At 68.6% G+C, this 20,571-nt stretch carries 14 protein-coding genes; 7 read left to right on the top strand and 7 right to left on the bottom strand.

Annotated elements, in window-relative coordinates; all coding sequences use genetic code 11:
* Positions 1–123 precede the first annotated feature (123 nt).
* The 3 genes from glyS to HUA78_RS43320 form a co-directional block, all read right to left on the bottom strand.
* Entirely contained in the window at positions 124–2,229 is a 2,106-nt protein-coding gene (gene glyS / locus HUA78_RS43330) for a glycine--tRNA ligase subunit beta (protein WP_174478864.1), read from the bottom strand.
* The gene (gene glyQ, locus HUA78_RS43325; RefSeq protein WP_141648943.1) at positions 2,219–3,211 is read right to left on the bottom strand and encodes a glycine--tRNA ligase subunit alpha; all 993 of its coding nucleotides are present in this window, start codon (positions 3,209–3,211) and stop codon (positions 2,219–2,221) included. The genes glyS and glyQ overlap by 11 nt, the downstream gene beginning before the upstream one ends.
* Positions 3,212–3,295: 84 nt before the next feature.
* Positions 3,296–5,701 (bottom strand): protein kinase, encoded by a 2,406-nt coding sequence (locus tag HUA78_RS43320; RefSeq protein WP_371745804.1) that lies wholly within the window; start codon positions 5,699–5,701, stop codon positions 3,296–3,298.
* 153 nt (positions 5,702–5,854) lie between these two features.
* Between HUA78_RS43320 and HUA78_RS43315 the strand changes: the two genes are divergently transcribed.
* Positions 5,855–6,265: a hypothetical protein gene (locus HUA78_RS43315; RefSeq protein ID WP_174478863.1), complete on the top strand. Its 411-nt coding sequence runs from the start codon at positions 5,855–5,857 to the stop codon at positions 6,263–6,265.
* Positions 6,266–6,283: 18 nt separating this feature from the next.
* Here HUA78_RS43315 and HUA78_RS43310 read toward each other — a convergent pair whose 3' ends face one another.
* On the bottom strand, positions 6,284–7,483 hold the full coding sequence (locus HUA78_RS43310) for a cyclic nucleotide-binding domain-containing protein (protein ID WP_174467384.1): 1,200 nt from the start codon (positions 7,481–7,483) through the stop codon (positions 6,284–6,286).
* A 138-nt stretch (positions 7,484–7,621) separates the two neighbouring features.
* Between HUA78_RS43310 and HUA78_RS43305 the strand changes: the two genes are divergently transcribed.
* Positions 7,622–8,452 carry a helix-turn-helix domain-containing protein gene (locus HUA78_RS43305; protein WP_174478862.1) on the top strand — a complete coding sequence of 277 codons (831 nt, stop codon included), beginning with the start codon at positions 7,622–7,624 and terminating at the stop codon, positions 8,450–8,452.
* Positions 8,453–8,550: 98 nt separating this feature from the next.
* Entirely contained in the window at positions 8,551–9,594 is a 1,044-nt protein-coding gene (locus HUA78_RS43295; protein ID WP_217442828.1) for a metal-dependent hydrolase, read from the top strand.
* On the opposite strand, the gene HUA78_RS43290 is transcribed toward HUA78_RS43295, so the two are convergent.
* A complete protein-coding gene (locus tag HUA78_RS43290) occupies positions 9,591–10,322 on the bottom strand; it encodes a TetR/AcrR family transcriptional regulator (RefSeq protein WP_174478859.1) in 732 nt (243 codons plus the stop codon). The genes HUA78_RS43295 and HUA78_RS43290 overlap by 4 nt on opposite strands.
* A 135-nt stretch (positions 10,323–10,457) precedes the next feature.
* On the opposite strand from HUA78_RS43290, the gene HUA78_RS43285 reads away from it, so the two are divergent.
* From HUA78_RS43285 to HUA78_RS43270, 4 genes are all read left to right on the top strand, one after another.
* A complete protein-coding gene (locus HUA78_RS43285) occupies positions 10,458–11,090 on the top strand; it encodes a hypothetical protein (protein ID WP_174478858.1) in 633 nt (210 codons plus the stop codon).
* A gap of 166 nt (positions 11,091–11,256) precedes the next feature.
* Positions 11,257–12,384 carry an efflux RND transporter periplasmic adaptor subunit gene (locus HUA78_RS43280; protein ID WP_174462390.1) on the top strand — a complete coding sequence of 376 codons (1,128 nt, stop codon included), beginning with the start codon at positions 11,257–11,259 and terminating at the stop codon, positions 12,382–12,384.
* Positions 12,381–16,034, top strand: coding sequence for an efflux RND transporter permease subunit (locus HUA78_RS43275; RefSeq protein ID WP_174478857.1), 3,654 nt, complete (start codon positions 12,381–12,383; stop codon positions 16,032–16,034). Before HUA78_RS43280 ends, HUA78_RS43275 begins: the two co-directional genes overlap by 4 nt.
* A gap of 195 nt (positions 16,035–16,229) precedes the next feature.
* On the top strand, positions 16,230–19,088 hold the full coding sequence (locus tag HUA78_RS43270; RefSeq protein WP_371745803.1) for a PAS domain S-box protein: 2,859 nt from the start codon (positions 16,230–16,232) through the stop codon (positions 19,086–19,088).
* A 9-nt stretch (positions 19,089–19,097) separates the two neighbouring features.
* On the opposite strand, the gene HUA78_RS43265 is transcribed toward HUA78_RS43270, so the two are convergent.
* Positions 19,098–19,493, bottom strand: a complete 396-nt coding sequence (locus HUA78_RS43265) for a DUF3969 family protein (protein WP_174458988.1) — start codon at positions 19,491–19,493, stop codon at positions 19,098–19,100.
* On the bottom strand, positions 19,490–20,419 hold the full coding sequence (locus HUA78_RS43260; RefSeq protein ID WP_174478855.1) for a hypothetical protein: 930 nt from the start codon (positions 20,417–20,419) through the stop codon (positions 19,490–19,492). Before HUA78_RS43260 ends, HUA78_RS43265 begins: the two co-directional genes overlap by 4 nt.
* Positions 20,420–20,571 lie beyond the last annotated feature (152 nt).

Here is a 20,571-nt window from a genome sequence, read left to right as displayed (position 1 = left end):
AGGGGCCTCCCCCCGGGCAACCGGAAAGGATGGCATCCATTCCCGGGAGCCCTCCAGCAGACGAACTGGGACCCCCGGGGACGTGCTTCATCCCCCGGGGGGCAGGCAACCGCCAGACGGCGGTCAGGCGGCCGCTTCGGCCTGGATCTTCGAGAAGTCGGCCACCTGGTTGAACAGGGCGCCAATCTCCGTGAGGAGCCGGATACGGTTTTCCCGGAGCTCCTTGTCCTCGGCCATGACCATCACCTTGTCGAAGAAGGTGTCCACGGCGGGCTTCAGACCGGTGATTTCCTTCAGGGCGCCAGAGAAGTCGTCCGACTGGACGAACCCCGCCACGGAGTTGCGGGCCTGGGTGAAGGCGGAGTGGAGCTGACGCTCGGCGTCGTCCACCAGTTTCTGGGACTGCGTCTGCCCGCCCGCCACGTCGCGGCCCTGCTTCTCCACGATGTTGACCACGCGCTTGAAGGCCACGGCCAGGGGCTGGAAGTCCGCGCGCCCGACGATGAGGCTCAACGCCTCCAGGCGCTTGTGCGCGGCCACGAGGTCGTCGAACCCCGCCGCCAGCACCGCCTCCACCACGTCCGTGCGGTGCTGCTCGCCCCACAGCGACTTGAGCCGGCCCCGGAAGAACTCCAGCACCTGCTCGCGCGGAGCGGCATCACCCGCCTTGCGCTTGACGTTGGTCAGCTTGGGCGCAAGCAGCCGCAGCGCCTCGTCCACCGCTCCCGCCAGGCTGAAGCGATAGCCCCGGCCCAGCACCAGCCGGATGATGGCGATGCACGCCCGGCGCAGCCCGAACGGGTCCGCCGCGCCGCTGGGCGCCTTGCCAATGGCGAAGATGCCACAGAGCGAGTCCAGCCGGTCCGCGATGCCGATGAGCGCGCCCGCGTCCTGCGTGGGCAGCGCGTCCTCGGCGCCTCGAGGCAGGTAGTGCTCGAAGATGGCCTGGGCCACCGCCTCCGGCTCGCCACTGGCGCGCGCGTACTCGCGGCCCATGACGCCCTGGAGCTCCGGGAACTCGCCCACCATGCCGGTGACGAGGTCCGCCTTGGCCAGCGTGGCGGCGCGCTCGATGGTCGCGCTCTCCCCTGCCCGCTTCGTCTGGACCGCCAACCACACGCCCAACGTGCGGAAGCGCTCCACCTTCTCCAGATACGTACCCAGCTGCCCCTGCCACACCACGCGGCCCAGCTTCTCCACGCGGTCCATCAGCGGCGTCTTGCGGTCCTCGTCGAAGAAGAACCGGCCGTCCGCCAGACGCGCGCGCAGCACGCGCTGGTAGCCGCGGAGGCTCAGCTGCTCGTCGCGCACGGGCGTGTTGGACACGGCGATGAACTTGGGCAGCAGCTTCCCCGCCCCGTCCACCAGCGAGAAGTAGCGCTGGTGGCTCTTCATCTCCTGCACCAGCACCTCCGGGGGCAGGTCCAGGTGCCGCTCCTCGAACGTCCCGACGACGGGGCTCGGCAGCTCCACCAGGTTCGTCACCTGGTCCACCAATCCCTCGTCCTCCAGCAGCTTGCCGCCGGCCGCCTTCGCGGCCGCCGCCAACTTCTCCACCAACTGCGCGCGACGCTTCGCGATGTCCGCGACGACGTTCGCCTTCGCCAGCGCGGCCTCGTAGTCCGCGGGCGCCTTCAGCTCGATGGCGCCCGGCGCCAGGAACCGATGACCGTGGGTGGTGCGGCCGCTCTTCACGTCGCCGAAGACGACGGGAATCACGTCGCCGCCCAGCAGCGCCACCAGCCACTGCACCGGCCGCGCGAAGGACGCCTCCACGTCACCCCAGCGCATGGACTTGCGGAAGTTGATGGAGTGCACCGCGACATGCAGCGCGTCCTTCAGCGTGTCCGCCGCCGGACGCCCCTTCTCCTCGACGCGCGCGGACAGGTACTCGCCCTTCGCCGTCTGCGAGCGGCCCAGCTTGTCCACCGACAGCTTGAGGCTCTCGGCGAACTTCTCCGCCGCCTTGGTGGGCTTGCCCTCGGCGTCGAACGCGGCCTTGGCGCTGGGCCCCAGCACCTCCTTCACCACGTCCTCGCCCGAGTCCGCCACGTCCCGCACCAGCACCGCCAGCCGCCGGGGCGTGCCGTAGACGCTCACCTCACCGTGCTTCAGGCGCGCCTCCGCCATGCGCTCCGTCAACAAGCGACGCAGGTCCTCCAGCGCGGGGCCGATGAACGACGCGGGAATCTCCTCCGCGCCAATTTCCAGCAGCAGGTCACGCGCCACGAGCCACCTCCGCCTTCTCCTTCTTCTCCACCGGCTTGTTGAGCTGCACCGTCTTCCAGTACTCGCTGGCGGGCTTGCCCTCGAGGAGGGCCGGCTGCTCTCCCACCGTCCACGGCGTCTTCAACAGCGGGTAACCCAGCCGCTCGCGCATCTGGAGGTAGCCCTCCGCGCACAGCCGCGCGTTGTCGCGCACGCGCTTGATGAACGCCGCGCGCTCCGTGACGGAGATGGCGCCGCGCGCATCCAACAGGTTGAACGTGTGCGAGCACTTCAGCGCGAAGTCATACGCCGGCAGCGGCAGCTGACGCTCGATGAGGCGCTTGCACTCCTTCTCGTACGCGTCGAACAGAGCGAAGAGCATGCCCGCGTCCGACTCCTGGAGCGCGTACCTGCTCATCTCCACCTCGTTGGGGTGGAACACCTCGCGGTACTTCACGCCCTTGACCCACTCGATGTCGAAGACGTTCTCCACGTTCTGCAGGTACATGCAGATGCGCTCCAACCCGTAGGTGAGCTCCGCGGAGACGGGCTTGCAGTCGAAGCCGCCGCACTGCTGGAAGTAGGTGAACTGCGTCACCTCCATCCCGTCGCACCACACCTCCCAGCCCAGGCCCCAGGCGCCGAGCGTGGGGGACTCCCAGTCGTCCTCGACGAACCGGATGTCGTGCTCGAGCGGGTCGATGCGAATCTTCCGCAACGACTCCAGATACAGCTCCTGCACGTTCTTCGGCGCGGGCTTGAGGATGACCTGGAACTGGTGGTGCTGGAACAGGCGGTTCGGGTTCTCTCCGAACCGGCCGTCCGCGGGGCGCCGCGAGGGCTGCACGTACGCCACGTTCCAGGGCTCCGGACCGAGCGCGCGAAGAAACGTGTACGGAGCCATGGTGCCGGCGCCGACTTCGAGGTCGTACGGCTGCGTGTTGATGCAGCCCTGGTCGGCCCAGTGCTTCTGGAGCGTGAAGATCAGATCCTGGAAATACATAGCTTTGGGTGTCCTTCTCGCATTGCGTCGAAGGAAGAGCCCGCGGACCCTAGTGAGGGGGTCCGGGGGCGTCAAGGACGGCGCTCACTCCTTGTACAGGGGGAGGTCCGCCAGTCGAATCTGCAATTTGGTCACTTCGCCGGGACGCACGGGCGCCGACAAACGACGGCTCGCCGCCTCCGCATCCGTGGGGTCGACCAACCTCAGGCTGTAGGTTCCCACCGGCAGGGGGAACTTCAGCAGCGGCGTGGTCCCCAACTGGGTGGCCCCGTCGAACACCGCGGCCCGAGGCACCGTGTAGAGGGTGATCCACCCCAGGCCCGCCTTCGCCGCGCCCTTGGGCGTGCTGGTGTCCATCACCTCCGCCAACATGTCCGGGTCCTGCGTCACGGTGGTGACCGGCTCGGGCACATCCTTGGCCTTGCTCTCGGCGCGGCGCGGGGTGGGCTTGCCGGAGGCCTCCGCCACACCCTTCCCGGTCGGTGACGTCGCGGCATCCTTCCCCTTGCGCGGGGACGTGACGGACGCGGTGCGGACCGAGGGCGTGCCAGACGGCTCCGGTGCGGCGGGTTGCTTCTCGACGGGCTCCGGTGCGGGCTCTTGCGCGGCGGCCTGGGCCCCCGGACGTGGGTCCACCGGGGCTGTCGTGCCAGGAAAGCCCGGCGGCGGGCCCGGCTTCTGTTGAGGAGGCCACGGCGCTTCCGCCGCGGGGTCCTTCGAGGGCTGCGAATCCAACTCCGCCTTCACCCAGGCCTTCGCGGAGTCGACGGCGGGAAGGAACTGCGCGCGGACGGAGGGCAGCGTCGCCGCCCAGCCCAACCCGCCCAGGACCACCAGCATCACCAGCCGCCCCATCCAGCGCGACGGCGCCTTGGCGACGGGCGTCTGCCGAGGCGTATCCGAGCGCTCCGCGTCACCTCGCGTGGCGCCACGCCCCGCCCGCGCGCCCGCCTGATTCGCTCCGGGACGCGGCGGACGGGTGCGGAACTGCTGCGTCGAGAGGTCGCTCGGCTCGTCGAGAGACTCCCCATCTTCCGCGGACTCCTCGGGTCGGGGCCGGGGCGTACGAGAGAGCCCCGATTCCAGGGCGAGCCGAGGCTTGCGCGGCGTCGCCGAGTTGGGCTCGGACGCGGCCCTTCGCTGCGGCACGGCCTTGGGCCCGCTGCCGGCACCCGCGCGCGTCGGTATCTCCGGGTCCGTCGGCGTGGCGGGCCGGCGCTGCGGCGTCGGCTTGGGCGCGCTGCCCACACCCACTCGGGTGGAGAGCTCCGAGTCCGTCGGCGCCGCTGGACGTCGCTGCGGCACCGGCTTGGGCGCGCTGCTCACGTCCGTGCGGCTCTGCACCGCCGTCGAAGAGGGCCCTGCTGGCGGGAGCTTCGCTCGCGGGGTGGGAACCCGCGTGGCGGCTCCGGGCTCGGCCACTTCATCCTGTTGCAGCGCGCCGGCAGCCTCGCTCACCCGGGCGTCCTCGGCGCTGCTGGCCAGCTCCAGGAGCGTGCGCGTCTTCTGGCGCTTCTCCTGGAACAGCGCGCCCATCACCTCGGTGATGCCGTCCTCGTCGAACAGCTCCGGCCCCAGCGCCGCCTCGATGGCGCGCGCCATCTCCCGGCCGCTCGCGAAGCGCTGCGCCACGTCGCGCGACAACGCGCGCATCACCACTGCGTCCAGCGCCTCCGGGATGTCCGGGTTGCCCGCGCGGGGCGAGACGACGTTCGCCTCCACGATCTGCAGCATCACCGCGGCCTCGTGCGGACCGTTGAACAGCCGCTGGCCGGTGAGCATCTCGTGCAGCATCACCCCCACGGAGAACAAGTCGCTGCGGCCATCCATCCCATGGCCACGCACCTGCTCCGGGGACATGTACCCGCTGGTCCCCTTCACCGTGCCCACCTGCGTACGGCCCAGCCGGCCGCGCGCCTTGGCGATGCCGAAGTCGATCACCTTGACGACCCCGTCATAGGTGAGCATCACGTTCTTCGGAGACACGTCGCGATGCACCACCGACACCGGACGCCCGGAGGGGTCCGTGAAGTGGTGCGCGTAGTGCAGCCCCAGGCAGGTATCGCGAATCACCCGCCCGATGAAGCCGAGTGGCAACCCGTACTGCTGCCGCGTGGAGGCCTTGACCACCTGCTCCAGGTTCTGCCCGGGCAGGAACTCCATGGCCAGATACAGCTCGCCGCCGTCCTCGCCCAGGTCGAACACCTGCCCGATGTTCGCGTGTGAGAACGCCGCCGTGATTCGCGCCTCATCCAGGAACATCTGGACGAATTGCTCGTCCTTCTTGATGTCCGGGAGGATCTGTTTGACGGCGACGAACTTGCGAAAGCCGCCCGGTCCCGAGGTGAAGGCGAGAAAAAGCTCCGCCATTCCGCCCATCGAGAGGCGGGTGAGGATTTCGTACTTTCCGATGCGCCGCCCCCGGTCGGGATCTTCGCTGGCGCCATCCTGCCTGGCCATGAAGCCCGGCATGTTATCCGCGCGAGCCATCCCCGTCGATGACAGTCGCGCGAAAAGGACCCACCTCCTTGGGTGAGGCAGGCCGCCGAGCACGCCACCACCCCCACGCCCGGAAGGAGTCCTCTACACTGGCCTGTTCAAACCACGGCGGGGCTACCGGGCTCCGCGCCGAAAGGACGGCATATGCTTCGCCACGCAGAGCGGCTGGGACTCGTCATGGGATTGGCGACCGCGGTGCTGCTCGCCTGTGCTCCCGCCAGCGCGGAGGGGCCCTCCTCCGACACAAAAAACAAGGATACCCAGGCGAAACCCGCCACCCCCGCGCCCCAGGACTCGGCGGACGGGAAGGTGAAGGAGTCGCCCCCCAAGGACGGGACGCAGAAGGCCGCGGAGGACACGGCGGCGAACGAAGGCGGCGGCCAGTGCACCGGGAAGGCGACCTTCTGCGGTGTGTATTCGAGCGTCTTCTGCAACAGCCAGCCCGGCTGTTCCTACTCGTACGCCTCGAAGATGTGCATGGGCATCGCCATGGACTGCAAGAAGGCCACGAACTCGGCCTTCTGCAAGAAGATCAAGGGCTGCGCCTGGAAGTGACGCCGTGCCGTCGCGACGTCAGGTGCTCAGGGCACGCACCCGCTCCGCGAGGTTCTGGGTGAAGAGGCGGTAGATGCGCAGCGCGGCGGCCTCGTGCGTGTCCAGGTAGTGCTCGAAGGCGGCACGGCTGATGCGCAGCGCGCGCACGGCCGTGCGTGCCCGCACGTGGGCGGACACCGGTGCGTCCTGCACCAGCGAAATCTCTCCCAGGTACGCACCCGGCCCCAGCGAGTTGAGCTGACGGGCATCCGCCTCCGGACCGCTGAAGACGTCCACCGTCCCCTCCAGGAGCACGAGCAACCCGACCCCCGGCTCGCCCTTCTCCAGCACCACCGAGTCCTGCGCGAGCACGACCTGCCGCGCCTGACGGTAGAGGTCCTTCATGTCCTCCAGGGTCAGCTCGCTGAAGATGGGAATGGCCTTGAGGAAGCGATAGCCGTTGGCCACCGGCGTGGCGCTGGTCGCGTTGCGTCGGCCGAGCACGGCTTCCGCCTCCGCGTTCATCCCCATGCGCCGCAGCAGCCGTGCCCGCTCGGTCACCATGGCGGGCTCCGAGCGCGCCACTTCGGAGCTGGCCAACGCGTCCACCAGCACGGCGAGCGCCTGGTGCGTGAAGCCCTCCACGTCCAGCAGCCGGCACATGCGCAGCACCGCTTCGATGTAGCGAGGGTCCTCGGGCGTCACACCGCCCAGGGCTTCCACCTCCGCGTGCGGCTGGCCCAGCTCACGGTAGAGCTCCGCCGCGTCGAAGAGCCGCTTGAGCCGGACCAGGCACTGCGCCATGGACTCCCGCGCCCCCAGGCCGCGATAGACCTCCAGCGCGCGCTCCAGGGCTCCGCCCCGCTCGAAGGCCGCGGCGGCTCGCTCGGAGTCTCCCGCGCGCAGCCACGCCTCCGCCGCTTCCATGTACTGGCCACTCTGGACGTAGAGGTCCGCGGCCGCGGCGTCGTCGCCGCTGCCATCCATCAATCGCGCGGCGCCCAGGAAGTCGCGCGCTCGGCGCAGCACCTCCACCAGACCCCGCCGCTCCTTGACCGGCCCTTGCGCCGCCTGCTTTCGGAGTCGCTCGCGCTGCGAGGCCCCCAGCTCCTCGTAGAGCTGTGCCGCCTCTTCCGTCTCGTCCAGCTCCACGAGCGACCGCACCGCGCGCAACGCGCCCTCCGCATCCGTCCCCATGCGTGCGCCCCCCACGCTCTGACCGCCTGTGGCTCCTGGCATGTCTCCATCCTCCGGCCCAGTAGGCCGCCAGAAAAGGCCCGGTTCAGCGCTTTTAGCGCGCCCCCCCGACTGTCACGACGCCCCTTACCTCGTGAAGCACCCTAAACGTGAGATAGAAAGCATCAAGGACGAAACACCATGCCACACGCGCGCCCCGCCACCGTCATCACCTGGCGCCCTCTCTCGGTTCCCGACGTGCAAGTCGTCCGAGTGGAGAATGACACCCGCCTGTGGACGGGACATTCCACTGCCTACGGCCTCACCGTGACGTACGCGGGTGCCTTCGACTTCTGGTACCGCAAGCGCACCTGGACACATGGCCCCGGACGTCGGATCAAGCTCAAGGAACCGGGCGAGGTTCACCGCGACGAGCGAGTCCACGCGCCTGTCACCGCGCAGTCCGTCGCCTTCTCGCCGGCGCTGGTGCGACAGGCCTCGCTCCAATTGGGTTTCGCGGCGACGCCCCACCTGCGCACCGCCTTGTCCCAGGGCGAGGGCCGCACGGAACTCACGGCCCTCGCGCTCCATGACGCACTGGCCCGGAGGACGCAGGACACACTGGAGTGCGAATCGTTGGTGGCGGAGACGCTCGAAGCCCTGCTCACCGAGTACGGAGAGACGAAGCCCCCGGCCTCCCCTGCCCCACACCGCGCCGCGGTGTCACGCGCCCGCGAGTACCTGCACGCGAGCTTCACCCTGAACGTGGAGTTGGAGACGCTCGCGTCCGCGGTGGGACTCAACAAGTTCCATCTGCTGCGTGTGTTCCGCGCGGAGCTGGGACTTCCACCGCACGAGTACGTGACGCACCTGCGCGTAGCCCGGGCGAGGACGCTGCTCGCACAAGGACTCGCCGCGGGCACTGTCGCCGCGGAGGTCGGGCTCTATGACCAGAGCCAGCTCAACCGCCACTTCGGACGCATCGTCGGGATGACTCCGGGCCAGTACGCGCGGGCGATTCAACGTCAATAACGCCCAAGCCCCGCACGCCAGCCTCCCTCTATTCCTCGGAACACCCCATGACGGCTCGCGCCTCCACGGTCGCGAGCCCGTTCGACCGAGGAGTGTCGATGCGCCGCCCCCACCCCTTCATGCCGTGCTTGCTGCTCTCACTGACGCTCGCGATGCCCACCTCCGCCACGCCGGCACCAGCCGCGACCGCGCGGGCTTCGCGTTCCGGTGTCGTCGAGCCGCCGGTGCACGCGGCCTCGGGCACTCCAGCGCCGGCCACCGTCACCGTGAAGGCGCCTCGCCCCGACGTCGTCGAGCCGCCGGTGCGCGTTGCTTCGGACTCGCCAGCGTCGGCCGCCGTCACCGTGAAGGCGCCTCCGCCCGGTGTCGTCGCGCCAGCAGCGCCTCCCGTCAACGGACTCGCGTCGGCGCCCCGGCCCACGTCCACCGTGAGTGCCACCCTCGAACCCTCCAGCGGACTTCGCGTGACGTGGCTCGGCCACGCCGCGTTCGAGGTCATCTCGCCCGGAGGCACGCGCCTGCTCATCGACCCCTGGTTGAAGGACAACCCGAGCACCCCCACCGAGTGGAAGTCACTCACCCGCTACGCCGAGGAGAAACCCGCGGCCATTCTCGTGACGCACGCGCATGGTGACCACGCCGGTGATGTCCCCGAGCTGGCCCGCGTGACAGGTGCCCTCGTGGTCACCACCGGTGAGCACCTGCGAGCGATGAAGATTCCCGAGGCGCAGCAGCACAGCGTCAACGTGGGCGGTGGCTTCACAATCGGCGACATCCAGGTCCATGCCGTGCCCGCCATGCACTCGACAGAGCCCGGGGGCAGGCCACTGGGCTACGTGCTCACCTTCGCGGACGGACGCTCGCTCTACCACACGGGAGACACCTGGCTCTTCGGCGACATGTCGCTCATCCAGGAGCTCTTCCATCCGGACATCGTGCTGCTCGCCGCCGGTGGTGGACGCTGGGCACTGGGGCCGAGCACCGCGGCGCTCGCCATCCGGAAGTACTTCCGCCCCTCCCTCATCATCCCCATGCACTACGGCACCTTCGAGCCCCTCTCCACCGAGGCCGACGTACGCGCCGCGTTTCGCGGAGACCGACGCGTGAGGTTCCTCACGCCAGGACAACGCACCGCCCTCTAGCGAGGCGACCGAGGCACCCGACGACGGCGAGCCGGAGTCTTCCCTCGCCGTGCCTGCCCCTTGGTCCCTCGCCGCGCGGGCTTCGCGCTCCCGGGTCCATCCACGCTCGACAGCACCATGCGCTTCAAGAGCGCGTAGATGGGGGCCGCGTCGAACTTCGGATCCAACAGCGCCTGGAGCGCGAGCGCATCAAAGCAGGCCTTGATGATGACCGCGTAGTGCAGGTCGGTGGGCTCCGGCTTCGCCGCGTCCCCACCCCGGTACAGGGCCACCGTCCGCGCCACCTCCATGTCGCCCTGGGCCTGGAGCTCGGCGACGGCGGAGGTCAGCTCCGGATTGCGCAGCCCCAACGCGAACAGCTCATAGCGCAGGCGGAACTGTGCGGGTGACTCGCGCAGGTGACTCTCTCCCCATGCGAAGCTCGTGTCCGCCAGTTGCTCCAGCGGCGTCTCCTCCCGCAACTGGCGCAGCTCCTCCGCGTACTGCTGACTGTGCTCGCGTGTGACGGCCAGCAGCAGCGCGTCCTTGCTGCCGAAGTAGTAGTGCACCAGGCCCTGGTTCACCCCCGCCACGCGCGCCACCTCCTTCACCGTCGTCGCGTCGTAGCCACGCTCCGCGAGCACGCGTGAGCTCGCGGCGATGAGGCGCTCCCGCGCATCCGGCACGCCCGGGGCCGCCGGCTCCGGGGGAGGACTGGACGGTGTCTTTGCGCTGCGTGGACGGGCCATCTGTCCCCCATAGGACGCCACACACCTACCCGCAAGGGTGCCCCACCCCGGCTGCCCGGTCGCCTTGACATCCCTCGAGCCCGGCTTTAGTTAGTCGTGTAACTAATTTAGTCGAACGACTAAGAGGAGAGCACGATGCGAATCCAGTCACGAGGAGCCCTGAAGGCGGTCCTGGCGTCGGTGGCATTGCTGGGGGGGCCGGCCCTGGCCGATGACGCCGGGGAGCGGATTCCTCCGCAGGAGCGGGAGCGGCGAGGCGCGGTGCTGCTGGAGTTCCAGCCGCCCGCCCTGGACGCGTCCATGTACGGCATCCGGCTGGACATCTCGCCGTCGTTCGACGGGCCCTTCTCCTTCGGCCTGATGACGCGCGCGGGCCAGTGGGGCAACACGGTGGGCGTGAGGACGCGCTTCGACGGGGCGGAGCTGGGCGAGGTGAAGCTCAACTACGCGGTGGGCGCGGACGCGCGCTACACGGTGTTGACGCTCGCGAATGGGGCACTGCGTCCGTTCGTGGGCGTGACCGCGGGCTTCGAGGAGTTCGTGGCCCGCTCCGGCAAGGGCCCGTCGCAGGGCGCCAGCACCACGGCGTTCCTGGAGCCGGCGGTGGGCGTCATGTGGCGGCCGGGGGCCGGGCGGCTCGGACTGACGGCGCGCGGCGGGCCTGGGTTCACCTTCACGGACACTCGCGCCCTTCGCGTCACCGCCGGTGAGTTGAAGCTGCGGCAGGTCTACCCGACAGCTTCACTCGGGCTGCTCGTCGTCCTCTGAGCATCCCCGCGCTCATCCCTGTCGAGCGCGTGACACGCAACGCCCACCACCCCGTACCCACACCCGAGACGCCGCTTCAGCGTGGTGAGCTTTCGCACGAGATGGCCCCGGTCCTCCGGGGCTGTCCTTCACGCAACACGCTTGCCGCATCGCAGGAGCCCGCACCATGAGGATGTCGTTCCAGGCCTTCACTCTCCTCGGGTGGGCCTTGCTCGGGCTCGCCTGCGGACGAAGTCAGCTTCCTCCCGCACCTCCCACCGCGGTGCGCATCGCCACCGTGGGCCGCGCCGGGACGACGGCGAACGCGCGCTTCTCCGCGGAGATTCAGCCGGCCACCCGAGTGGACCTGGCCTTCAAGGTCGGTGGCTACGTGGAGTCCATCGCCAAGGTGCGCGATGTCGACGGCCGCCCCCGCATCCTCCAGGAAGGCGACAACGTCCGCGAGGGCACGGAGCTGGCGGCGCTGCGCAAGACGGACTACTCGCAGAAGCTCACCGAAGCCCGCGCGGCGTTCGCCCAGGCCCGTGCCGCCCAGGAACAGGCGCAGATCAACTTCGACCGCACGACGAAGCTCGTCGACGCCGAAGTGCAGACACCCGCGCAGCTCGACGCCGCACGCACCCAGCGAGACAGCGCCGCCGCGGCCGCCGCCGTCGCCCAGGCTCGCGTGGACGAAGCCCGCACGGCGCTCGACGACACCCAGCTGCGCTCGCCGTTGACGGGCGTGGTGCTCAAGCGCGCCGTGGAGGTCGGCGCGCTGGCCGCGCCCGGCACCGTCGCCTTCTCCGTCGCGGAGACGCAGACCGTCCGCGTCGTGTTCGGCGTCCCGGACACCCTGCTGCCCAATGTCCGACTCGGTGCGCCCCAGGCCGTCATCACCCAGGCCTTCCCCGGCCAGCAGTTCGAGGGACGCATCTCCCGCATCGCCCCCTCCGCCGACCCGAAGAGTCGCGTCTTCGCCGTGGAGGTCTCCATCCCCAACGCCGACCAGCGACTCAAGCCCGGCATGGTGGCCGCGCTGTCGCTGCGCGATGGAGGCTCCGCCCGACTCCAGCCCGAGCTGCTCGTGCCGCTGTCCTCCATCGTCCGCGCGCCCGGCAAGCCGGACGGCTTCGCCGTGTTCATCCTCCAGGAGCAGGACGGCAAGGCCCTGGTGCGAGCCCGCGAGGTGACGCTCGGCGAGTACCTGGGCAACGTCATCCCCGTGAAGCAAGGGCTCCAGGCCGGTGAGCGCATCGTCGTCACCGGCGCCAGCCTCCTGTCGGACGGTGAAGCGGTCGAGGTGATTCCTTGAGCGCCCCCACCGACGGGCCCGGGACACCTCCGACTCCGGAGCAGGCGGAGCGGGCTCGCGACGAAGCGTTGGTGCGCCACAAGCACAACACCGCGCGCTACTTCACGGAGAAGCGCCAGGTGGCCTGGGTGTTCCTCGCGTTCACCCTGGCGTGGGGTGTCTATGGCTACTTCAAGATGCCCAAGGCGAAGGACCCCGTCATCGCCGTGCGCGTCGCGGTGGCCACCTGCCTGTGGCCCGGCGCCGAGGCGGAGAAGATCGAGCAGCTCGTCACCCGCCGCATCGAACAGAAGATCTCCGAGAACGCCAGCGTCGAGAAGATCGAGTCCATCAGCCGCACCAGCCTTTCCGTCGTCTACGTCACGCTGAAGGAGGACGTGACGGACCGGGCCAAGGAGTTCGACGACATCCAGGGACGGCTCGACACGATACGGGACCTGCCTGGCGGCGCCGGCCCCGTGCAGTTCCTGAAGGACTTCGGCGACACCGCCACGCTGATGCTCACGGTGGCCAGCCCGAAGGCGAACGACGTGGAGCTGGAGCTGCGCTCACGCGCCATCGCCCGGGCCATCGAGGAAGTGCGCTCCGCCGCGGCCTCCGACGCTCCCCGTGCGACGGTGGTGGTGAGCTTCCCACCCGCCATCAACGCGACGTCCATGCAGCGGCTGGGAGACCAGGCGCGCAGGTTCTTCGACACCCTGCCAGAGACGGACGACGCCCGACTCATCCAGAGCCCCGGCTTCATCGGCGTGGACATGGCCACGTCGCTGGAGGACCCGGCGCTGCTGGAACACCTGCGCGCGTTCGCCCAGGACCACTTGAGCCTCTCCGAGCTCCACCCCGACGTGTGGCGCCCCATCGTCGTGCGCTCACCCAAGGACGCACGGGCGCGACTCACGGAGAACGCGGGGGACCGCTACACCCACCGGCAGCTCGACGACTTCACGGACACCCTCCAGCGTCACCTCCAGCGCCTGCCCGTCGTCTCCAAGGTCACCCGCAGCGGCGTGCTGCCGGAGAAAATCTATCTCGAGTACTCCCAGGAGCGGCTCGCCTCCTATGGCGTCAACCAGTCCGGGCTCGCCAACATCATCTCCGCGCGCAACATCACCGCGCCCGGCGGCATCCTGGAGATTGGCGGGAAGAGCATCACCATCGACCCGTCCGGCGAGCTCACCAGCGAGACGCAACTGGGTGACATCCTCACCACCCCCAGCGGCGGCTCCCCGGTGTACCTGCGCGACCTGGTGGACGTGCGCCGCGACTACCAGAGCCCGCCCCGCTTCCTGAACTACCTGGACGCGCGAGACGCCCAGGGACACTTCGTCCGCAACCGCGCCATCACCCTCGCCGTCAACATGCGGCCCGGCGAGCAGATCGACCACTTCGGGAAGGTGGTGAGCGAGGAGCTGGCACACGTCCAGCGACTCCTGCCCGAGGACCTCGTCATCCGTCGCACGTCGGACCAGCCGCTCCAGGTGAAGGAGAACGTCGACCTGTTCATGTCGTCGCTCTACGAGGCCATCATCCTCGTCGTCCTCGTGGCGCTCATCGGCTTCTGGGAGTGGCGCACGGCGCTCTTGCTGGCCCTGTCCATCCCCATCACCCTGGCGATGACCTTCGGGCTGATGCACGTGTTCGGCGTGGACCTCCAGCAGATCTCCATCGCGTCGCTCATCATCGCCCTGGGCCTGCTGGTGGATGACCCCGTGGTCGCCAGCGACGCCATCAAACGCTCCCTGTCCATGGGCTGGAAGCCGCGCATCGCCGCGTGGCTCGGGCCCACGAAGCTGGCCACCGCCATCCTCTTCGCCACCCTCACCAACATCGCCGCCTACCTGCCCTTCCTCGCGCTGCCCGGGGACACGGGCCGCTTCATCCGCACGCTGCCCATCGTCCTCACCCTGTCCCTGGTCGCCTCGCGCATCGTCTCCATGACGTTCATCCCGCTGCTGGGCTCCACCATCCTGCGCGCGCCCGCTCACGCGGAGCTGGCGCCCGGGCAGCGGAGCACGCGGGGCTTCACGATGCGCTACCAGCAGGTCGTCGGCTGGGCCATCGACCACCGCCTCCTCGTCGTCGGCGTGGCCCTGGTCATCCTCATCGCGGGCGCGCTGGTGGGCACCCGCGTCAGGTCCGCCTTCTTCCCCAAGGACCTGTCCTATCTGTCCTATGTGGACGTCTGGCTGCCCGAGGACGCCACGCTCACCGCCACGCGAGACACGGCCCGCGAAGCCACGCGCATCCTCCAGGAGGTGGCCGAGGACTACGGCAAGGCCCACGCGAAGGGCGACGACCCGCCCCACGAAATCCTCGAGTCGGTGACGGAGTTCATCGGCGGCGGAGGGCCGCGCTTCTGGTTCTCCGTGGCGCCCGAGCTGCAACAGTTCAACTACGCGCAGCTCGTGGTCCAGGTCCGAGACAAGGAAGACACCCGCGTGCTGGTGCCGCTGTTCCAGGAGGCGCTGTCACGGCGAATCGCCGGCGCGCGCATCGACGTGCGGGAGCTGGAGACCGGCAAGCCCGTGGGCATCCCCGTGTCCATCCGCATCTCCGGCGAGGACATCTCCCTGCTCCGGGATATCGCCGAGCGCGCCAAGGCCCTCTTCCGCTCCGTCCCTGGGACGGCTCGCACCCGGGATGACTGGGGCAGTGACACGTTCTCCGTGAAGCTGGAGGTGGACCCGGACAGGGCCAACCTCGCGGGCGTCACCAACCTGGACGTGGCCACGTCTTCCGCCGTCGCCATGAACGGCATGACGGTGGGTCAGCTTCGCGAGGGGATTCATCAAATCGACATCGTCGCCCGGCTCCGCGCGGAGGAGCGCGCCCAGTTGGGCGATATCGAGAACCTCTACGTCAGCTCCCGCACGGGGCCTCAAAAAGTCCCGCTGCGGCAGGTCTCCGTCGTCACCTACTCGCTCCAGACGGAGAAGATCCGCCGCCGCAACCAGTTCCGCACCATCACCGTCTCCACCTTTCCCCAACAGGGCGTCCTCGCGTCGGAAATCCTGAAGGAAGCCCGCCCCGGGCTCGATGCGCTCCAGAAGAGCCTGCCCATCGGCTACACGATGGAGATTGGCGGCGAGGCGGAGGAACAGAAGAAGAGCTTCTCCAGCATGGTCGTCGTGCTGGGCATGCTCATTGTCGCCATCTACGTGATGCTCGTCATCCAGTTCAAGAACGCCGTCAAACCGCTGGTCGTCTTCGCGGCCCTTCCCTTCGGCGCGGCGGCGGCGCTGGTGTCCCTGGTCATCATGGGCGCGCCGTTCAGCTTCATGGCCTTCCTGGGCATCATCAGCCTGATGGGCGTCATCGTCAGTCACATCATCGTCCTCTTTGACTACATCGAAGAGGCTCACGAGCGCGGCGAGTCCCTGCGCGAGTCCCTGCTCGACGCGGGAGTGCACCGCCTGCGGCCCGTGCTGGTGACGGTGGCCGCCACCGTGCTGGGCCTCATCCCACTCGCCTTGCATGGCGGCCCGCTGTGGCAACCGCTGTGCTACGCACAGATTGGCGGGCTCACCGTGGCCACGGTGCTGACGTTGCTGCTCGTTCCCGTCCTCTACACCCTCTTCGTGAGGGACCTGCGCTGGATTCGCTGGGAGGCCCACTCCCAGGAGGATCCACCCGAGGCGGGCACTCGATGAGGCGGGCGGTGGATTGACCGGGGCCCCGCCCTGGTCCTCGCGCCGGGGCATCTCCAGGTTTCTGGATGGAAGTTTCATCCCGGGCGCGGTGAGTGAACTCCACGCTCGCACCCTTTGAACGGACCTCGCGACGGAACCCACCGCGGCCCCATGACGGCAGCGCGCCCCAGTGACTCTCCGCACCCAATCGAAAGGGTGCTCGACTGGCTGGTCCCCGCCGTGTGCCTGATGGCCGTCCTGGTGACGACCACGGCGCTGGTCGGCTGGGCCCTCGCCAGCGAGCGGCTTACCCGCGCGGTGACCCTGCCGGGTGCCGGGATGATGATGCCGAACACGGCCCTGGGCCTGCTCCTCGTGGGCATGGCGCTCTGGCTGCTGCGCGACAAGCCGACGAACCGCCTCAGACGGACGACCGGACAGGCCATGGCCCTGTTCGTCCTCCTGCTCGGAGGGCTCGTGCTCTTCCAGTACGTGGCACGAACGGATCTGGGCATCGACCGCCTCCTCTTCGCGAACACGCTGCGCAGGTTGTCACCGAGCCCGCCGGGTCGCCCCTCTCCCCTGACGGCGCTGAGCCTCTGTTTGATGGGCGGTGCCCTGCTGCTGCTTCACGTCAGGACACGGGAGGGCTGGCATCCCGCCCGGCCCCTGGCGCTGCTCGTCGCGCTCATCGCCGCGCAGGCGCTCATCAGCTACGTGTACCTGGAGGACGCTCCGCTCACGCTCCTGCCCGGGCTCGACAGGCTCGGGAGCTATTCACCCATGGCGTTGCACACGGCGCTCCTGTTCCTGATGCTGGCGCTCGGCGTGCTCTCCGTGCATCCCCGGCAGGGGCTGATGGGCGTGCTGCTCCGGGATGACGCCGGCGGTCTCATGGCGCGCAGGTTGCTGCCAGCAACCATCCTCATTCCGCTGATCGTCTGGGGGCTGCGGCTGTTCAGCGAGCGGCTGGGGCTTCACTCCGCCCCTTTCGGAACCTCCGTGTTCGCGCTCGTCACGGTGGCCGCGTTCCTGGCCATCCTGGCGCGCAACGCGAAGGCCCTGTCCCTGTTGGACGCGAGCCAGCGCGGGGTGGAGAAGTCGCTGCGCGACTCGGAGTCGCGCTTCTCCGGCATCGTCAACAACGCGGCCGACGCCATCATCACCATCGACGCGCACCAGCGAATCACCCTCTTCAATACCGGCGCGGAGCGAATCTTCGGCTACAGCGTGAGCGACGCGCTGGGACAGCCCCTGGGGTTGCTGTTGCAAGAGCCGCTGGGAGACAGCGTGAGTCCGCGCGAGGAGCGCCGTCGACTCCTCGGACTTCGCAAGGGGGGCGAGGTGTTCCCGGCGGAAGCCACCCTGGCAGACGTGTGGGTGGATGGAACGAAGCAGCGCGTCGTCATCCTCCGGGACATCAGTGCTCGCGAGCGGGCCGAGGAGGCCCGTCGGAATCGAGAGGAGCTCTTTCGCGCCGCGTTCGAGCACGCGCCCATCGGCATGTGCCTGGTCAGTCTGGAGGGACGATTGCTGAACGTGAACGAGGCGCTGTGCCAGATCCTTGGATATTCGCGCGAGGAGCTGCTCCAGATGACGTTCCACGACCTCACCTTTCCCGAAGACCTGGAGCAGGACCTGCTCGTGGTGAAGCGGTTGCTCGACGGGGAACAGGGGTCGTACCAGTTGGAGAAGCGCTATCTCCACAAGCAGGGGCACCTGGTCGACGCGCTGCTGACGGCCTCCCTCGTTCAGGACTCCCGGGGCAGGCCGCTGCACTTCATCTCGCAGGTCCTGGACATCTCCGAGCGAAAGCGACTGGAGAGCGACTGGCTCCTGCTCGCGGAGGCCGGGCCTCGGCTCGCCAGTTCCCTGGACCCCCAGACGACGCTCTCCACGGTGTCGCGGCTGGTCGTCCCGACGCTCGCGGACTTCTGCGTCGTCGCGTTGCTCGACGAGGGTGGAAGGGTATTGCGCAGGCAATCCCTTGCCGCCTCGCCGGAGAAGTCCGGACTCCTGGAGGCGATGTTCGACCTGTATCCACAGACGCCCTTCCGGCGAGGCCACCTCCTGGCGGAGGTCTTCAAGTCAGGCAAGGCCCTGCTGCTCGAGGAAGTGCCCCTGGCGTTGCTGGAGGCGTCGTCGGAGGAGCCCCAGCACCTGGACATGTTGCGGAGACTCGCGCCCCAGTCCTGCATCGTCGTGCCCTTGAGCGCGCGAGGACACACGCTCGGGGTGGTCGCCCTGGGCACGTCCGAGTCCGGGCGGCGTTATGGCGCAAGAGACCTGGCGCTGGTCGAGGAGGTGGCCCGCCGCGCCGCGCTCGCCATCGACAACGCCAGCCTGCATGCCGAGTCCGAGGAGGCCACGCTCCTTCGCGACGAGGTGCTGAGAATCGTGGCGCACGACCTGCGCTCTCCGCTGAATGTCATCGCGCTGAGCGCGGGGACGTTGATGAAGCGCTCGCCGGAGGAGCGGCTCGCGGACTCTCGGCCGCTGAACTCCATCCAGAAGGCGGTCATCCGCGCCACCACGCTCATCGAGGACCTGCTGGACGTAGCGCGGATGCAAGGAGGACAGCTCACGGTGGACCGACGGCCGGAGTCGACGGCGGCGTTGCTCCAGGAGGCGCTGGATCAACACCGCGCGCTCGCCGACGCCCGCTCCGTCCACCTCCAGCTCGATGTCGAGCCCCAGGTATCGGACGTGTTCGTCGACAAGGACCGGGTGCTGCAGCTCTTCTCCAACCTGATTGGCAACGCCCTCAAGTTCACGCCGATGGGAGGGTTCGTCACGCTGCGCGCGGAGCCGTGGGGGGACATGGTTCGCTGCTCGGTGAGCGATACAGGTTCCGGGATTCCGGTCGACGACCTGACCCACCTCTTCGAGCCCTTCTGGCAGGCGAAGAGCCGGCACAAGGAAGGTGCCGGACTGGGGCTCACCATTGTCAGGGGAATCACCGAGGCCCATGGTGGCCGCGTCTGGGTGGAAAGCCAGCCGGGCCTCGGCACCACGTTCTTCTTCTCACTCCCCGCCGTGACGAGGGTGGACTCCTCACTCACGTGGCATGCCTGAGTACGCGCCTCAGTGCGGCGCGGGCACGGGCCGTTTCACCAGCCACTTCGCGCCAGTGACTTCGGCGGAAGCGAGGCTGGACAGCACGGCCAGCAGTTTGTTCTCAATCTCCGTGATGGAGACGTGCAGTTTGTCGGGCACAAGGTCGGCGACGTCCTCGAGTTCGGTCGCCAGGTGGATGGCACGACGAAGCTCCGGATGGACACCGGGAGTCTCCAGCCGGGCCAGGAGCGCAGGACCCAAGAGCTGCTGACATGCATAGGCAGCGGTGACCACACCCGAGGCCAGCGCGTGACACATGCCCAGGGCGGCAATCGCCACCAGTCGCTGTGCCTCATCGCCGCCTTCCGCGCGCAGCGACACGTCCTCCAGCGAAGCCCCGCGAGTTGACGAGGACTCACTCATTGATTGCTCCAACCAGGCTTCATCTTGAAGTTGAACACCTTCCCCGACGCGCTTTCAAAGTAGTGGAGTGACACCTTGTCCGTACCGACCCAGCCGTCCTTATAGACTTTGACCCAATCACCGGGCTCGATTTCTCGCAACTTCTCAAGCAGGTCCTTGTTGTCGACGCGGTTTCGCGTGGTGCCATTCTGGACAGCCTTGAAGTTGGCCGGAAAGCCCGGTGCGTTCCTCACTCCGTTGAAGACGTGCTTCAACTCCGGTCGACTCTCCGTGACGGATGCACCGGCGCTTTCGCCAGTGTTGGCCCCCATCGCTGTGGCGGCCACCGCGGTCGGGGCGAGGCCCACCGTGAGGACGCCTGGCGCCCACGAGATAGAACGAACCCCACCTCCCAACGCGGCGGAGAGTTGCACTCCCGCGTTGGCTTCGATCGCCAACGTCGCACGAGCGAATCCCGGCAGCAGGGGCCCCTTCGTCGCGATGTTCGCGGCCCCGCCACCCAACGCCATTGTCAGCGCGAGGATGAGGACTCGCGCGCCATTCGTTCCCATCACCGCTCCGAAACGACTTCCCGCCGTCTCCAGCTCTTGAAGGGACACAGCTCGCTCCGCCTCCGAGGAGAGCCGCATCCATCCATCCACGAGGTTCTCGAAGGACTCCAGGCCCATGTACGCGATGACATAGGCTGTCAGGGCGATCGCGACGAACTTGGTCAGCGGCTCGGGTGCCAAGACCAGGAACATATAGGCAGCCATGGCCGACGAAATCATCGCCTTGAGTGCCAGCGGGTTGACGACGTTCCTCACCGCATCCTGGACGCCCGACCACACGCCATCCCAAGCAAAGGACAACGCCAGATTCCGTCGCGAAGCTGCATCAAGGAGGCTGAAGCCATCTCCCAGAAGCGTCAGGCACTCGTCTGGCACGGACTGGCTGGTGCACCCTCCACCACGCTCTGCGCCCCATGTCCTCTTGTCCCACGACACGAGTTGAAGTCTCGAACGTGTCGCCTCCGTGGACCGCAACGAGAAGCGCAGGTCCAGGATGAGCTGAGCCATCGCCCTCTTGAATTCGCCGC

The organism is Myxococcus sp. CA033 (assembly GCF_013336625.1).
GTDB classification, from domain to species: Bacteria; Myxococcota; Myxococcia; order Myxococcales; family Myxococcaceae; genus Myxococcus; species Myxococcus llanfairpwllgwyngyllgogerychwyrndrobwllllantysiliogogogochensis.
Note: the sequence above shows the minus strand (reverse complement) of the source record. Positions and strands in the feature narration are given on the sequence as shown.

Coding starts and splice junctions, on each gene's coding strand:
- glyQ (WP_141648943.1), bottom strand. CDS start 3,211: ATGTATTTCCAGGATCTGATCTTCACGCTCCAGAAGCACTGGGCCGAC.
- HUA78_RS43320 (WP_371745804.1), bottom strand. CDS start 5,701: ATGGCTCGCGCGGATAACATGCCGGGCTTCATGGCCAGGCAGGATGGC.
- HUA78_RS43315 (WP_174478863.1), top strand. CDS start 5,855: ATGCTTCGCCACGCAGAGCGGCTGGGACTCGTCATGGGATTGGCGACC.
- HUA78_RS43310 (WP_174467384.1), bottom strand. CDS start 7,483: ATGCCAGGAGCCACAGGCGGTCAGAGCGTGGGGGGCGCACGCATGGGG.
- HUA78_RS43305 (WP_174478862.1), top strand. CDS start 7,622: ATGCCACACGCGCGCCCCGCCACCGTCATCACCTGGCGCCCTCTCTCG.
- HUA78_RS43295 (WP_217442828.1), top strand. CDS start 8,551: ATGCGCCGCCCCCACCCCTTCATGCCGTGCTTGCTGCTCTCACTGACG.
- HUA78_RS43290 (WP_174478859.1), bottom strand. CDS start 10,322: ATGGCCCGTCCACGCAGCGCAAAGACACCGTCCAGTCCTCCCCCGGAG.
- HUA78_RS43285 (WP_174478858.1), top strand. CDS start 10,458: ATGCGAATCCAGTCACGAGGAGCCCTGAAGGCGGTCCTGGCGTCGGTG.
- HUA78_RS43280 (WP_174462390.1), top strand. CDS start 11,257: ATGAGGATGTCGTTCCAGGCCTTCACTCTCCTCGGGTGGGCCTTGCTC.
- HUA78_RS43265 (WP_174458988.1), bottom strand. CDS start 19,493: ATGAGTGAGTCCTCGTCAACTCGCGGGGCTTCGCTGGAGGACGTGTCG.